Annotated in this window: 10 protein-coding genes and 1 pseudogene; 10 read left to right on the top strand and 1 reads right to left on the bottom strand. The window is 66.7% G+C overall.

Annotation, left to right across the window (positions count from 1 at the left end; translation table 11 throughout):
* The 6 genes from B2R83_RS10210 to B2R83_RS10185 form a co-directional block, all read left to right on the top strand.
* Nucleotides 1-356, top strand: a 356-nt coding sequence (locus tag B2R83_RS10210) for a zinc ribbon domain-containing protein (RefSeq protein ID WP_292040737.1), incomplete at its 5' end; no start/stop codon positions are given.
* 9 nt (nucleotides 357-365) lie between these two features.
* Entirely contained in the window at nucleotides 366-1,328 is a 963-nt protein-coding gene (locus B2R83_RS10205) for a complex I NDUFA9 subunit family protein (RefSeq protein ID WP_292040734.1), read from the top strand.
* Between the two features lie 29 nt (nucleotides 1,329-1,357).
* Nucleotides 1,358-2,077: a glutathione S-transferase family protein gene (locus B2R83_RS10200; protein WP_209589915.1), complete on the top strand. Its 720-nt coding sequence runs from the start codon at nucleotides 1,358-1,360 to the stop codon at nucleotides 2,075-2,077.
* A 2-nt stretch (nucleotides 2,078-2,079) separates the two neighbouring features.
* Nucleotides 2,080-3,312 (top strand): multifunctional CCA addition/repair protein, encoded by a 1,233-nt coding sequence (locus B2R83_RS10195; RefSeq protein ID WP_292040728.1) that lies wholly within the window; start codon nucleotides 2,080-2,082, stop codon nucleotides 3,310-3,312.
* Nucleotides 3,313-3,389: 77 nt separating this feature from the next.
* On the top strand, nucleotides 3,390-4,937 hold the full coding sequence (locus B2R83_RS10190) for a diguanylate cyclase (RefSeq protein ID WP_292040725.1): 1,548 nt from the start codon (nucleotides 3,390-3,392) through the stop codon (nucleotides 4,935-4,937).
* Between the two features lie 55 nt (nucleotides 4,938-4,992).
* Nucleotides 4,993-5,649, top strand: a complete 657-nt coding sequence (locus B2R83_RS10185; RefSeq protein WP_036209189.1) for a GNAT family N-acetyltransferase — start codon at nucleotides 4,993-4,995, stop codon at nucleotides 5,647-5,649.
* 121 nt (nucleotides 5,650-5,770) lie between these two features.
* On the opposite strand, the gene B2R83_RS10180 is transcribed toward B2R83_RS10185, so the two are convergent.
* The gene (locus B2R83_RS10180; protein WP_027868200.1) at nucleotides 5,771-6,286 is read right to left on the bottom strand and encodes an Lrp/AsnC family transcriptional regulator; all 516 of its coding nucleotides are present in this window, start codon (nucleotides 6,284-6,286) and stop codon (nucleotides 5,771-5,773) included.
* A gap of 205 nt (nucleotides 6,287-6,491) precedes the next feature.
* Between B2R83_RS10180 and B2R83_RS10175 the strand changes: the two genes are divergently transcribed.
* From B2R83_RS10175 to B2R83_RS10160, 4 genes and pseudogenes are all read left to right on the top strand, one after another.
* A complete protein-coding gene (locus B2R83_RS10175; RefSeq protein WP_292040720.1) occupies nucleotides 6,492-10,046 on the top strand; it encodes an indolepyruvate ferredoxin oxidoreductase family protein in 3,555 nt (1,184 codons plus the stop codon).
* A gap of 171 nt (nucleotides 10,047-10,217) precedes the next feature.
* A complete protein-coding gene (locus tag B2R83_RS10170; protein ID WP_292040717.1) occupies nucleotides 10,218-11,780 on the top strand; it encodes a S41 family peptidase in 1,563 nt (520 codons plus the stop codon).
* A 109-nt stretch (nucleotides 11,781-11,889) separates the two neighbouring features.
* Nucleotides 11,890-13,650 (top strand): M14 family metallopeptidase, encoded by a 1,761-nt coding sequence (locus tag B2R83_RS10165; protein WP_292040716.1) that lies wholly within the window; start codon nucleotides 11,890-11,892, stop codon nucleotides 13,648-13,650.
* Between the two features lie 509 nt (nucleotides 13,651-14,159).
* Nucleotides 14,160-15,345 (top strand): annotated as a pseudogene (locus B2R83_RS10160) (hypothetical protein); the annotation flags it as partial.

Here is a 15,345-nt window from a genome sequence, read left to right as displayed (position 1 = left end):
ACGGCACCCTGATCGTGCTGGCGGAGCGCTGGTATCCGTCCAGCAAGCTCTGTTCGGGCTGCGGAGAACGCAACGCCGCCCTGGCCCTGGGCGAGCGCGCCTGGACATGCGCCGGCTGCGGCGCGTACCACGACCGCGATGTCAACGCGGCCATCAATTTGCAACGGCTCGCCACCGGCGCTCTCGCGGCGGCAACGGCGCTACCCGTGGCGAGTCCGGCGACGACGCCGGGCACTGCCGCCGGCCAGGTGCCGGCGGGAGGCGGGAAAGTCACGCCTGCCAGGCACGAGCTCGGTCAACAAGACGGTTCGGGGCAGGAAGAGAACGCTGCACACTTTTGTGCACGTTTTTGCTAGCAGGCGGCCATGCACGATGCGAACGTGGTGGTCATCGGCGGGACGGGTTTCATCGGCGGCCACCTGCTGGCGCGCCTGGCGGCGGACGGCGTCGGCACGCTGGTCCCCGCGCGCCACTACGAAACCGCCAAGCAGCTCACCACCTTGCCCTACCTCGACCTGGAGGTGGCCGACATCCACGACGACGCCACGCTGCGCCGCCTGGTGGCCGGGCACGATGCCGTCATCAACCTGGTCGGCGTGCTGCACGGCGGTCATGGCGATCCCTACGGTCCGGTATTCCGGCAGCTGCACGTGGAGCTGCCGCGCCGCATCGTCCGGGCCTGCGCCGAGCTGGGCGTGCCGCGCTACCTGCACATGAGCGCCCTCGGCGCCAGCCACACGGGCGCCTCGATGTACCAGCGCTCCAAGGCCGACGGCGAACTGGCCGCGCGCAGCGAGCCGAATGTCGCCGCCACCATCTTCCGTCCCTCGATCGTGTTCGGGCCGGGCGACCATTTCCTCACGTTCTTCGCCAAGCTGCAGCGCCGTTTCCCGGTGCTGCCGCTGGCCTGTGCGCAGTGGCGCCTGCAGCCGGTGTACGTGGAAGACGTGGCCGCCGCCTTCGCCGTGGCGCTGCGCGAACCGCGCACGCGCGGCGCCGTCATCGAGCTCGGCGGCCCCCAGGTGTACACCCTGGCCGAGCTGGTGCACCTGGCCGGGCGCTACGCCGGCCATGAACGCCAGGTGCTGGCGCTGCCCGACTGGGCCGCGCGCCTGGAAGCCAGGCTGTTCGAGCTGATGCCGGGCGACCCGATGATCAGCCGTGACACGCTCGATTCCATGAAGGTGGATAATGTGGTCGATCCGCTAACGCGAGCCTTGACAGCGGAGGCGCTCGGAATCAAGCTGACGTCGCTCGAAGCCGCCGCGCCGCACTACCTGGCGCCGGAAAGTAGTCTGGATCACTACCGCGAGCACGCAGGCCGCTGATTTCTCATACCGACTCACTACAGGACACCATGCAGACCATCGAACTCGACCCGACCCTGTCTTCCACCCTCGAGGCAGCCCGCCAGCCGGGCCTGACCCTCGTCATCGGTAACAAGAACGTGTCGTCGTGGTCGATGCGGCCCTGGGTGGCCGCGGTGGCGTTCGGAATTCCGTTTACCGAGATCCGCGTCCTGCTGGACAAGCCCGACACCGCCACCAATATCGCGCGTTATTCGCACGCGGGCCGGGTGCCGGTGCTGCTGGCCGGCGAAATGACGATCTGGGACAGCCTGGCCATCGTCGAATACCTGGCCGAGCAGTTCCCGGACAAGCACATGTGGCCGCAGGACGTCGCCGCGCGCGCCATGGCGCGCTCGATCGTGGCCGAGATGCACTCGGGCTTTTCCGAACTGCGCAGCGCGATGTCGATGAACATCCAGGCGCGCCTGCCGGGACGCGGCCGCACCCCGGGCGCCCAGGCCGACATCGGCCGCATCTGCGAGATCTGGGAAGACTGCCTGTCGCGCTTCGGCCACCACAGCTTCCTGTTCGGCGACTTCTCCATCGCCGACGCCTTCTACGCCCCGGTGGTGTGCCGCTTCAAGACCTATGGCGTGGCGCTGGCGCCGGCGCTGCAGGCCTATTGCGAGCGCGTGCTGGCCCACCCGGCGGTGGCGCGCTGGGTCGACGAAGCGATGCGCGAGATCGATCCGACCCCGCAGCACGACCTCGACCTGCCGCAGGAATGACGATGCGCAGCTATGTGGTGGGCGGGGCGGTGCGCGACGAGCTGCTGGGGCGTCCCGTCACCGACCGCGACCACGTGGTGGTCGGCGCCACCCCGCAGCAGATGCTGGAGCTGGGTTTCCGCCCGGTCGGCAAGGATTTCCCGGTTTTCCTGCATCCCGACACGCACGAGGAATACGCGCTGGCACGCACCGAGCGCAAGACCGCGCCGGGCTACCACGGCTTCGTGTTCCACACTTCGCCCGACGTCACCCTGGAAGACGACCTGGTGCGGCGCGACCTGACCATCAATGCCATGGCGCGCGCCGACGACGGCAGTATCGTCGACCCCTACAACGGTCAGGCGGACCTAGAGGAGCGCATCTTCCGCCACGTTTCAAACGCCTTCGCCGAAGACCCAGTGCGCATCCTGCGCCTGGCGCGCTTCGCCGCGCGCTTTCCGGACTTCCGCGTCCACGATTCCACCCTCGCGCTGATGCGCAGCATGGTCGAAGCGGGGGAGGTCGACGCCCTGGTGCCCGAGCGGGTCTGGCAGGAGCTCTCGCGCGGGCTGATGGAAGAACGTCCGTCGCGCATGTTCGACGTGCTGCGCGACTGCGGGGCACTGGCCCGCATCCTGCCCGAACTCGACGTCCTGTGGGGCGTGCCGCAGCCGCCGCTGCACCATCCGGAAGTCGACACCGGCGTGCACATCATGCTGGTGATCGACTATGCGGCCTCGCAGAAGCACCCGCTCGAGGTGCGCTTCGCCGCCCTGGTGCACGACCTGGGCAAGGGCGTCTCGCCAAGCGAAACCTGGCCGGCCCACCACGGCCACGAATTCGAGGGCATGAAACTGGTCACGGCCGTGTGCAAGCGCCTGAAAGTGCCCAACGAATGCCGCGACCTGGCCCTGATGACGGCGCGCGAGCACGGCAACGTCAGCCGCGCCCTGCAGCTGCGGGCCAACACCATCGTCACCCTGTTCGAGCGCTGCGACGCCTTCCGCAAGCCGGAACGCTTCGCCCAGATGCTGCTGGCCTCGGAATGCGATGCGCGCGGACGCGGGCATGAGGAGCACCCGCTGCGCTTCGAGGACTATCCGCAGCGGCCGTATCTGCTGCGCGCGCTGGAGGCGGCCCGCGCCGTGAACGCCGGCGAGGTCGCGGCGCGCTATGCCGAAAAACGCGACAGGATTCCTGAAGCGGTGCACGCGGCGCGGGTCTCGGCCGTGAAAGCGGCGTTAAGGGAAGCGTAGAACATCTACGGTGCACGACTGTTCCGCAAGCTTTTGCTATGCTCTCCGGATAACAACATGATGTAACGGAGGACAAGATGGTTGGCGTGCTGGCGCAGCGCGTAGCGAGCTTGAAACCGCGTCGCCGCCTGCAACTCGCCGGCCTGGCGGTGCTGGTGCTGGCCTTGCTGCTCGCCTTTTTCTATATCCGCTCGGAAGCGACCGATCCCGAGGTGCGCAACGACGTGATGCTCAACCTGCGCGAGCTGGAAAAGCTCGACGCCGAATGGGATGCCAATATCCTGCGCGCCCATATCGGCCGTGCACCAGCCACTGCGCAATTGACCACCCAGCTGCCGCGCATGCGCGAACTGCAGCAGCGCCTCGGCGAGGCGCTGCCTGAAGCCGCCAGCCCGGCCGTGAACACCGCCTACACCCAGCTGCGCGACGCCCTGCAGCGCAAGGAGCTGATCACCGCCCAGTTCGCGCGCCACAACCCGCCGCTGCGCGAGGCATTGAGCTTCCTGCCGCCGGCCGTGGCCGACCTCAAGACCGAGCTGGGCGGCATCGAGGGCGCGCTGGCGCCGGCGCGCCTGGTGGTCCGGCTGGACGCTTCCCTGAACGACCTGTTGAGCGAGATCCTGCGCTACAACGTCGCGCCCCGTCCGGCGCTGGCGGCGCGCATCGACGAGATCCTGGGCGACATCGCGGCCCAGGAGATCGCCTTCTCGCCCGCCGTGGTCGAGAAGATGGACGCCATCATCAAGGCCGCGCGCGTGATCCTGGAAAAGCGCCCGCTGGAAAACCGCCTGGAAGCCCAGATCGCCGCCTCCGGCGTGAGCGCCGCGCTCGACCGCCTGGGCCGCGAATTCGACCGCTCCTTCGACGCCAAGCTGGCGGTGCGCGAGCGCTACCGCAGATACCTGTTCGCCTATTCGGCCATCCTCCTGATGCTGCTGGCCTACGCCGGCATGCGGCTGCGGCGCAGTTACCGCATCATCGGCGAGGTCAACCACCGGCTGCAGGCGGCCAACGAGAACCTCGAGCACCGCGTGGCCGAACGCACCGCCGAGCTGGAATCCCAGTCGAAGCAGCTCGAGCGCCTGGCCCAGCACGACAGCCTGACGGGCCTGATCAACTACCGCCAGCTGACCCGCCTGCTCGAGCGCGCGCTGGCCCGCGCCACCCGCCGCGATTCGGTGGTGGTCGTCATGTTCATCGACCTGGACGGCTTCAAGGCCGTGAACGACACCTACGGCCACGCCACCGGTGATCTGGTGCTGCAGATGGTCGCGCGCCGGGTGCAGGAAAAGCTGCGCGCCGAGGACGCGCTGGCGCGCCTGGGCGGCGACGAGTTCGTCATCATGCTGGAAGAGGTCGCCTCGCGCGAAGGCGCGCTGCGCGTGGCCCAGCTGGCGCTCGACCAGATCAAGTCGGTCACCGAGGCGGACGGCAATCCGGTCCGGATTTCGGCCAGCATCGGCATCTCGAGCGCGCGCGGTTCGCTGGGCGCGGCGCGCGGCTCGGCAGCGCTGCTGGCCGAGGCCGACAAGGCCATGTACGAGGCCAAGCAGGCGGGCAAGGGTGTGTTCGTTGTCAGTCCTTCATCGCAGTGGATCGTTCCGGGACAGGACGGCAAGCAATAGCAGAATCCGTTACAATCCGACGTATGCTGCACTGCACAAAGTAAGGATGTTGGACATGCTGGACAATTCCCTGTTCCGTTGGCTGAAGGGCCTGGGCGGCCGCCGCAAGGACGGCCGCCCGACTGTGCTCGTCAAGGAACTGGGCGAACGCGACCGCCGCCGCATCCTGCGCCACTTCCTGGCGCTGGACGACAAGGATCGCCTGCTGCGCTTCGGCAGCGTCATCCCGGACGATGCCATTACCAAGTACGTCGAGAAGCTCGATTTCAGGCACGACATCGTGTTCGGCGTGGTGAACCGCGTGTTCCAGCTGGTGGGCGTGGGGCACCTGGCCTTCGCCAAGGCCGGCGAGGGCAAGCCGACGCAAAAGGAACGGGTGGCCGAGTTCGGCGTGTCCGTCTCGAAGTCGGCGCGCGGGCAGGGCGTCGGCTCGCGACTGTTCCAGCGCGCAGCGATCCACTGCCGCAATGCGGACGTGGATACCCTGTACATGCAGTGCCTGACCTCGAACCAGACCATGATGCACATCGCCAAGAAGGCTGGCATGGAAATCAAGCGCGAGTACGGCGAGGCGGATGCCTACCTGCAGCTGCCGCCGCCGAGCCCGGCGAGCGTGATGGCGGAGGCGCTGGAGGAGCAGTGGGCGGTGATCGATTACACCGTGAAGGCGAATGCCCGGGCGGCGGTGAAATGGCTGACGCCCAAGAAGTGACAGACTTGTCTTTCGTAGGGTGGGCAGGTTTCCTGCCCACGCGTTCAAACAGTGCTGGAGATGACGCAGGCATTTGACAGTCAACTATCACCGCGTGGGCGGGAAACCCGCCCACCCTACATTACCCGGCAACGGGCAGTGCGGTGGTTTCTTTGATCCTCTGCAGCGCAAAACTCGACTTCACATCCAGCACCGCCGGATGCTTGAGCAGTGTCCCCATCATGAAGCGCGAGAAGTGGTCCATGTCTTCCACGTGCACGCGCAGCAGGAAATCCATCTCCCCCGTCATCGCATAGCAGGCCACCACCTCCGGCCAGGTCCCCACCGAGATCGCGAAATCGTTGCGCGGCGAGGTCGCCGGCAGGCCCGGGGCGCCACGCGCGCCGCCCGCCACTTCGCTGTGCTTTTCCAGGCGTACGTTCACATAGGCCAGCAGCCCAAGCCCGATCTTGTCCGGATCGACGAGGGCCACGTACTGGCGGATCACGCCCGCTTCTTCCAGGCGCTTGATGCGGCGCAGGCAGGGGGAAGGGGACAGGTTGACGCGCTCGGCCACGTCCTGATTCGACAGGCGGCCATCGGTCTGCAGTACGGACAGGATCTTGCGGTCGGTCTTGTCGAGCTCGATTTTTGACATGTTTTCCTCGGTGGATTCGCGAACCCGGCAATTTTATTGCGCAAATCATCTGGCGGGGGGAATTGTTTGGAATTTAATGCCGGAGGGCCGGGAATATACTGTGCGCATGATGGATCAGGCTGGCAGAACCCGGCCCCGCGCGTCCAGATGGCCACCAAGAGCCGCAGCGCGCCCCGCATCCTGGCGACATTAACGGAGACACCGCATGAACGCACCCCTGGCGCGCGCCAACCTGGCGCTGCCGCAGCACGACATCACCCTCGACGACAAGTGGACGCTCGAACGCGGCCGTGCGTTCATGACCGGCACCCAGGCCCTGGTCCGCCTGCCGATGCTCCAGCGCGAGCGCGACCAGAAGGCTGGCCTGAACACCGCCGGCTACATCACCGGCTACCGCGGTTCGCCGGTCACCGCCGTCGACCAGACTGCGATGAAGGCGAAGAAGCACCTCGACGCCCACCACGTCAAGTTCCACCCGGGCATGAACGAAGACCTGGCGGCGACTGCCGTCTGGGGCACCCAGCAGACCAACCTGTACAAGGACGCGAAGTACGACGGCGTCTTCGCCATGTGGTACGGCAAAGGCCCGGGCGTGGACCGCTGCGGCGACGTTTTTAAACACGGTAACAACGCGGGTTCCTCGAAGCACGGCGGCGTGCTGGTGCTGGCCGGCGACGACCATGCGGCAAAATCCTCGTCCACCGCGCACCAGTCCGACCACATCCTGACCCACTGCGGCATCCCGGTCCTGTACCCCTCGTCGGTGCAGGAATACCTGGACTTCGGCCTGCACGCCTGGGCCATGAGCCGCTACACCGGCCTGTGGGTGTCGATGAAGTGCGTCACCGACATCATCGAGTCGGGCGCCGTGGTCGACCTGGACCCGGACCGCGTGCAGATCGTCACCCCCACCGACTTCGAACTGCCGCCGGGCGGCCTGAACATCCGCTGGCCGGACGCCGTGCTGGACCAGGAAGTCCGCATGAGCAACTTCAAGTGGTATGCCGCGCTGGCCTATGCGCGCGCCAACAAGCTCAATCGCATCATCTGGGACAGCAAGAAGCCGAAGATCGGCATCATCACCGCCGGCAAGAGCTATGTCGACACCCGCCAGGCCCTGGCCGACCTCGGCATCGACGAGCAGGCGGCCGCCGATATCGGCCTGCGCCTGTACAAGGTCGGCATGACCTGGCCGCTCGAATCCGAAGGCGTGCACGAGTTCGCACGCGGCCTGGACGAGATCCTGGTGGTGGAAGAGAAGCGCCAGGTGATGGAATACGCCCTCAAGGAAGCCCTGTACAACCTGCCGGACGGCGAGCGTCCGCGCGTGGTCGGCAAGTTCGACGACACCGGCGAATGGAGCAACAAGGACCGCATGGGCCACGGCGACTGGCTGCTGCCGGCCACCTACGAGCTGAACCCGGCCCAGATCGCGCGTGCCATCGCCTCGCGCATCTCGCACTACTGCGCCGGCCACCCGGTCGAGCAGCGCGTGAAGGAGCGCATCGCCTACCTGGAGAACAAGGAACTGGTGCTGAAGTCGATCCCGGCCAAGGCCAATCCGGAAACCGACCGCATCCCTTACTTCTGCTCGGGATGCCCGCACAATTCCTCGACCAAGGTGCCGGAAGGCTCGCGCGCCATGGCCGGCATCGGCTGCCACTACATGGTGCTGTGGATGGATCGCGAAACCTCCACCTTCACCCACATGGGCGCCGAGGGCACGACCTGGATCGGTCAGTCCCCGTTCACCGACGAAAAGCACGTGTTCGTGAACCTGGGCGACGGCACCTATTTCCACTCGGGTATCCTGGCGATCCGCGCGGCGGTGGCGGCGAAGGTCAACATCACCTACAAGATCCTGTACAACGACGCGGTCGCGATGACCGGCGGCCAGAACGTCGACGGCCCGCTCGACCCGGGCATGATCACGCGCCAGATCGCTGCCGAAGGCGTGCGCCCGATCATCGTCGTCACCGACGAGCCGGAAAAGTACCCGGACGACTACGCCTGGGCCGAAGGCGTCACCGTGCGCCACCGTTCCGAACTGATGGACGTGCAGAAGGAACTGCGCGAGATGCCGGGCGTGTCCGCCGTCATCTACGACCAGACCTGCGCCTCCGAGAAGCGCCGCCGCCGGAAAAAAGGCGAGTTCCCCGACCCGGCCAAGCGCGCCGTCATCAACGAAGCCGTCTGCGAAGGCTGCGGCGACTGCTCGGTGCAGTCGAACTGCCTGTCGGTCGAGCCGCTGGAAACGGAACTGGGCCGCAAGCGCCAGATCAACCAGTCCTCGTGCAACAAGGATTTTTCGTGCGTCTCCGGCTTCTGCCCGAGCTTCGTCACCGTCGAAGGCGGCGGCCTGAAGAAGCCCAAGAAAGCGGCAACGTCTGAAGCCGCGCCGCCGGCACTGCCGATGCCAGCCATCCCGTCGGTGGCCGAACCCTTCGGCATCCTGATCGCCGGCGTCGGCGGCACCGGCGTGGTCACCGTCGGCCAGATCCTGGCGGTGGCGGCCCACGTGGAAGGCAAGGGCGCCGTGGTGCTCGACCAGTCCGGCCTGGCCCAGAAGGGCGGCCCGGTGATGTCGCACGTGCGCCTGGCCGAACATCAGGCCGACCTGCACTCGACCCGCGTGGGCACCGGCAGCGCGGACCTGGTGATCGGCTGCGACCAGATCGTCGCTGCCTCCCGCGACGCCCTCTCCCGCATGGGCGAAGGCCGTACCTGGGCCGCCGTCAACTCGACCGGCGCCACCACCGCGGCTTTCGTGAAGAACCCGGACTGGCAGTTCCCGGCCGAGGGTTCGAAGGGCGCCATCCTGCAGGCCTGCGGCGCCGACAACGTCGATTTCGTCGACGCCGGCAAGATCGCCACCGCCCTGATGGGCGATGCGATCGCAACCAATATGTTCATGCTGGGCTACGCCTTCCAGAAGGGCCGCGTGCCGCTGCTTGAGGCCTCGCTGCTCAAGGCGATCGAACTGAACGGCGTCTCGGTGCCCTTCAACAAAGCCGCCTTCAACTGGGGCCGCACGGCCGCCCATGACCTGGCCTCGGTGAAGAAGCTGGCCACTCCGGCCCAGGTGATCGAGTTCAAGCGCAGCGAGACGCTCGACGACATCATCGCCCGCCGCGTCGAGCTGCTCACCGCTTACCAGGACGCTGCCTACGCCGCCAAGTACAAGGCTTTCGTGGACCAGGTGCGCGCCGAGGAAGCAAAACTCGGCAAGGGCAGCCGCCTGGCCGAAGCTGTGGCGCGCTACTTCTACAAGCTGATGGCTTACAAGGACGAGTACGAAGTCGCCCGCCTGCATACCGACCCGGTTTTCCGCGCCAAGATCGCCAACATGTTCGAAGGCGACATCAAGCTGAAATTCCACCTGGCGCCGCCGCTGCTGGCCAAGCACGACAAGGAAGGGCGCGCGCTCAAGAAGGAATACGGTTCGTGGATGATGGGTGCGTTCGGCGTGCTGGCCAAGCTGAAACGCCTGCGCGCTACCCCGTTCGACGTGTTCGGCTACACCGCCGAGCGCCGCACCGAGCGTGCGCTGATCGGACAATACCGCCAGACCGTGGAAGCGCTGCTGCCGCAACTCACTGCCGAGAACCTGGCACAGGCGGTGGCGATCGCCAGCATCCCGGAAGACATCCGCGGTTACGGCCACGTGAAGGAGCGCCACCTGAAGGCCGCCAAGCAGAAGGAAGCGGCTCTGGTCGCGGCCTTCCACGCGCCGGCCGCCGGCGCCCCGCGCGCCGCATAAGCGGGCAGCGCTTGACAGGAGAACAAGACCTAAAGTCGGGTCTTGTTTTCCTGAAATTCCCTTTAGCATTTCTTGTTGTCCATCAGACCCAACTGTTACAGTTGGTTGCACTCCAGCCTGATTCGCGCGTCTATAATCGATTGCATGAGACTGCCATATGCACATGGTCGTTTGTCGACCGCTCCCCGCCTGATCGCGTCGCTGTGCGCCGCAGCCTTCGTCCTCGCCGGATGCGGCGGCGGTGGTGGTTCGCCCGGCGCCGGCCAGACTTCGCAGCAGCCGCCCCCGTCGACCACGCCGACCAACCCGACTCCCCCGACCGGCGGGGCGTCGCCGGAAGACCTCAATCCGAATCTGCTGGGCGAAGCCTTCAGCACCTACTGGAACCTGTGCGCCAAGCCGCGCACCGGCCTGGACACCGAAGGCAAGCCCTTCCCGGACCGCCAGGGCACGCTGCTCGATGAGCTGAAGTTCCTGCGCGCCTGGTCGAACCAGTACTACCTCTGGTACAACGAGATCCCGAATACCTACCGGATGGCGGATTTCACCAACCCGATCGACTACTTCAACGTGCTCAAGACGCCGGCCCTGACCGCGTCGGGCCAGCCGAAGGACAAGTACCACTTCACTTATGCCACCGAGGAGTGGGAAAAGGAGCAAAACTCCGGAATCGAACTGGGCTACGGCGTGACCTGGAAGCGCAACAGCGCGACCGTCCCGCGCACCTGGCTGGTCGCGATGGTGGAACCGGGTTCGCCGGCGGCGGCTGCCGGCCTGCGCCGCGGCGACATGCTGCTCAGGGTGGACGGCGTGGACTTCGTCAACGGCGGCACCGCCGACCAGGTCAACAGGATCAATGCCGGCCTGTTCCCAGAGACGGCCGGCGTGGCGCACCAGTTCACCCTGCAGCGCAGCGGCAGCACCTTCGACGTCTCGATGCTTGGCGCGGAGGTGCGCATCGATCCGGTCAAGCACGTGCAGGTGCTCGATACCCCGGCCGGCAAGGTCGGCTACCTGAGCTTCGAGACCCACAACCAGGTGTCGGAGAAGGAGCTGGTGGACGCCTTCACCACCCTCAAGCAGGCCGCCGTGAGCGACCTGGTGCTCGACATGCGCTACAACGGCGGCGGCCTGCTGTACATCGCCAGCGAGCTCTCCTACATGATCGCCGGCCCCGAGCAGACCAGCGGCAAGATCTTCGAGCGTCCGCAGTACAACGACAAGACGCCGCAGCAGCCGGCCATCCCGTTCCGCAACACGGCCTACGGCTTCAGCTCGCCGAATCCGGTGCGCGCGGGCACGCCGCTGCCTTACCTGGGCCTGAAGCGCGTCACCGTCCTGACCACCTCGGGCACCTGCTCGGCCAGCGAAGCCGTGATTAACGGCCTGCGCGGCGCCGACGTCCAGGTCGACGTGATCGGCAGCACAACCTGCGGCAAGCCCTACGGCTTCACGCCGGTGCCGAACTGCGGCACCACCTACTTCTCGATCGAGTTCAAGGGCGTGAACAACAAGGGCTTCGGCGACTTCTCGGACGGCCTGGCGCCGACCTGCCAGGTGGCCGATGACCTGTCGCGTCCGCTCGGCGACCGCAGCGAAGGCCTGCTGGCCGCGGCGCTGACCTACCGCGAGACCGGCACCTGCCCGCCGGCCAGCCGCGCGCGCCAGGTGCCGATGGAGATCGTGCGCCATCCGGCCAAGGAAATCTCGATCTACACGAAGCCGCGGCAGTAAGCTGCGCGCGCAAAAAGAGCCCGGCCAGCACTGCTGCCGGGCTCTTTTCATTCTGGAAACAGGTCTATAATCGTCGGCTTTGTCACCCGCTTGATTGTGGAGTTTCCTGATGATCCGTTCCGCCCTGCTGCTGGCCCTGCTGGCTGCCGTTCCCTTCGCCCATGCCGCCCCCGACCTGAGCACCGTGTCGGAGCGCTCCGGCTTCCAGTCCACCGGCCGCTACGATGAAGTCATGGAACTGTGTGCTGGCTTTCAAAAAGCCTATCCGAAGCAGGTGAAGTGCATCGAGTTCGGCCGCACGCCGGAGAACCGCCCCATGCTGGCGCTGGTCGTGTCGAACACCGGCGCCTTCACGCCGCAGGCGGCGAAAAAGCAGGGCTTGCCGGTGACCCTGATCCAGGGCGGCATCCATGCCGGCGAGATCGACGGCAAGGACGCCGGCTTCCTGGCCCTGCGCGAAACCTTGAACAACAAACTGGCCAAGGGTGCATTGGACAAGCAGGTCCTGCTGTTCGTTCCGGTATTCAACGTCGACGGTCATGAGCGCTTCGGCAAGTGGAACCGCCCGAACCAGCGCGGCCCGGTCGAGATGGGCTGGCGCACCACCGCCCAGAACTACAACCTCAACCGCGACTACGTGAAGGCCGACGCACCCGAGATGCAGGCCATGCTCAAGCTGGTCAACGCCTGGGACCCGCTGACCTACGTCGACCTGCACGTGACCGACGGCGCCAAGTTCCAGCACGACGTCTCGATCCAGGTCGAGCCGGTCTATTCGGGCGATCCGGAATTCCGCAAGGCCGGCCTGGCCCTGCGCAGCAAGGTCATCGCCGACATCGCCAAGCAGGGCTCGATGCCGCAGTCCTACTACATGTCATTCGCCAAGACCGACGACCCGCAATCGGGCTTCATCGACAGCGTCTCGGACCCGCGCTTCTCGACCGGCTACTTCCCGCTGCGTAACCGCATGGCGATGCTGGTCGAGACCCATTCGTGGAAGGATTACCCGACTCGCGTGCGCGTGACCCACAACACGGTGATCTCGGTGCTCGAGCAGGTCGCGCAGAACGGCAAGGCCTGGCAGCAGGCCGCCCAGGCCGCGGACGCCCGCGCCGCCCAGCTGGCCGGCGCCCCGGTCGCGCTGACCTACCGCACCACCGACAAGACCGAGATGGTCGACTTCCAGGGCTATGAATACACCCGCACCCCGTCCGAGGTGTCGGGCATGCTGATGACCCGTTACGACGAAAGCAAGCCGCAGGTATGGCGCGTGCCGCTGCGCGAGGAAGTGGTGCCGGACCGCGTGGTCAGCGCACCGCGCGCGGGCTATATCGTGCCGGCCGCCTGGGCCGACATCGTGGCCAGGAAGCTGACCCAGCACGGCATCGGCTTCCGCAAGCTGGACAAGGCGATCGCCCAGGCGAGCGTCGAAACCTTCCGCGCCGACAAGGCGACGTTCGGCGCCACTTCGCTGGAATCGCACCAGCGCTTGAGCGTCGACGGCAACTGGAAGGCCGAGGCGCGCGCCGTACTGGCAGGTTCGCTGTACGTGCCGGTGAACCAGCCGAAGGCGCGCCTGGTGGTGGCGATGCTGGAGCCGCAGGCGCCGGACTCGCTGCTGGCCTGGGGCTACTTCAACAACGCCTACGAGCGCAAGGAGTACATGGAAGAATACGTGGCCGAGGACGTGGCGCGCGAGCAGATGGCCGCCGACCCGGCGCTGGCCGCCGAATTCAAGCGCCGCGTCGACACCGACCCGGCCTTCGCCAAGAACCCGCATGCGCGCCTGGACTTCTTCTACAAGCGCCATGCTTCGTGGGACGAGCGCCACAACCTTTACCCCGTCTACCGCACCGCCACCGCTCCCTGAGCGTTCCCCCTGCGCCTGATCCGAAATACGATACGGATCAGGCGCAGGGCGTGCGCCGTCCCGCGGGCGGCGCCGATTCGCCAGACTGCCAGGGTCGCCGCGCGATCGCGACGCTGCCGGGAACAGGCGGCGCCGGCGCTGGCCGGCCTGCTGGTGTTCGCCTTCATGGCCTGCTGCCCATCCCGGCCTCCACCAACATCCCTTCACTTGCAGCGAAATTTCGGCAGCACTTATGCTGGTGGAATAACTTTGTTGCCGTTCAGGTACATTCTCCGTAGAGGCATTGCTAATTTGCAAGGCCTGACTTAGTCTCGCGAGACTGCGCGCCGGTTACAAAAAAAGACAAACTGCGCAGGTGAGAGAACCTAACGACCTGAAGAGACCCATGTCGCTCCGCGCAACAGGGCTTGTTCCGTCCTGCTCGATCGGGATGGAGGCATGTCACACGTGTTTCTGCGCCTGCCGGACGTCGCCGGCGTACCAATGCCCAGCACTGAAAGACGAATGCCATGTCCAAAACGACCCTGCCACAACGCTCCACCCTTGCCCTGACCATCGCCTTTGCTCTCGGGGGCTGCGGCGGCGGTGGAGGCGATTCGGCGCCGCCGCCCGCTCCCGGCCCGATTGCCCAGCCGCCGGCGCCGAGCACGGTATTGACCGGCATCGTCGTCGACGGCTACCTGAGCGGTTCGACAGTTTGGCTCGACCAGAACAATAACGGCCAGCGCGACAACGGCGAGCCATCTGCGGTCACTGACGCTGGCGGCAAGTTCAGCCTGACGGCAGCCGCAAGCATCGCCCAGGTCAATGGCCAGCGCCTGCGGGTAGGCGGCGGCACGGATACCTCGACTGGCCTTCCGTTCACCTACACAATGAGCGCGATCGTCGAAGATGCGGCCAGCAAGCCGTCGGTGACCGTCACGCCCCTGACGACGATCGTCGAAGCCATGCTCGCTTCGAACGCCGCGTCGAACGTGGCACAAGCGCGCGAGACCGTAGCGCGCGTGTTCGGCCTGTCCTCGGTGATGGTGCTCGACAAGGACCCGCTGACGCTGGCAGCCACCGAGCCGACCCTGATCCAGAAGATGGTCGCTCTGCAGAAAGCCATGGAAGTCATGGCGCGCACCGAGAAGGCCGCTGCCGAGGCCGACGCGACCGCCGCCTATGGCCGGGTGGCCCAGGCAGTTGCCGCCGAAGTGGCGCGCACCGGCGCATCCGGCGCCGCGACCTCGGTCAGCGTCCTGGTGCAGGGCGCCGTGAACAACCAGGACCGCCTGCTGACCAACCGCGCCGCGGCCCGCGGCACGGTGATGCTGGCGGCCGACGTGGCCAACCTGGTGGAAGCGAGCCTGGCGATCGGTGTCGGCCGCGTGATGCAGGCGGCGCCGAATGCGACCGGCGTGGCGCTGCAGCCGCTGCTGGCCTTGTACGTCGACCCCGTCATCCGTATTGTCGACGACGTGCAGAACCGCGCCGAGACGGTGGCGGCCACGATCAGCCAGGCGCCCGCCGGCCAGCCGCTGCGCCTGGCCACGGTAGCCGCGGAAGCCGGCCTGCCGCTGGTCACCGTCGGACTCGTGAACGCCACCAGCGCGCTGGCCGGCGTACCGGCGGCGTCCGCCCAGACGCCCGCGGCGCTCGCCGGCGTGCTGCAGGCGATCCAGGCGCTGCCGGTCGCGCAGCCGACACCGGCCC

Source organism: Massilia sp. UBA6681, assembly GCF_002454935.1.
Lineage (GTDB): Bacteria > Pseudomonadota > Gammaproteobacteria > Burkholderiales > Burkholderiaceae_D > Telluria > Telluria varians.
Note: the sequence above shows the minus strand (reverse complement) of the source record. Positions and strands in the feature narration are given on the sequence as shown.

Bases quoted from the DNA above. Each gene is read 5' to 3' on its own strand.
- B2R83_RS10205 (WP_292040734.1), top strand. From the start codon at position 366: ATGCACGATGCGAACGTGGTGGTCATCGGCGGGACGGGTTTCATCGGC.
- B2R83_RS10200 (WP_209589915.1), top strand. From the start codon at position 1,358: ATGCAGACCATCGAACTCGACCCGACCCTGTCTTCCACCCTCGAGGCA.
- B2R83_RS10195 (WP_292040728.1), top strand. From the start codon at position 2,080: ATGCGCAGCTATGTGGTGGGCGGGGCGGTGCGCGACGAGCTGCTGGGG.
- B2R83_RS10190 (WP_292040725.1), top strand. From the start codon at position 3,390: ATGGTTGGCGTGCTGGCGCAGCGCGTAGCGAGCTTGAAACCGCGTCGC.
- B2R83_RS10185 (WP_036209189.1), top strand. From the start codon at position 4,993: ATGCTGGACAATTCCCTGTTCCGTTGGCTGAAGGGCCTGGGCGGCCGC.
- B2R83_RS10180 (WP_027868200.1), bottom strand. From the start codon at position 6,286: ATGTCAAAAATCGAGCTCGACAAGACCGACCGCAAGATCCTGTCCGTA.
- B2R83_RS10175 (WP_292040720.1), top strand. From the start codon at position 6,492: ATGAACGCACCCCTGGCGCGCGCCAACCTGGCGCTGCCGCAGCACGAC.
- B2R83_RS10165 (WP_292040716.1), top strand. From the start codon at position 11,890: ATGATCCGTTCCGCCCTGCTGCTGGCCCTGCTGGCTGCCGTTCCCTTC.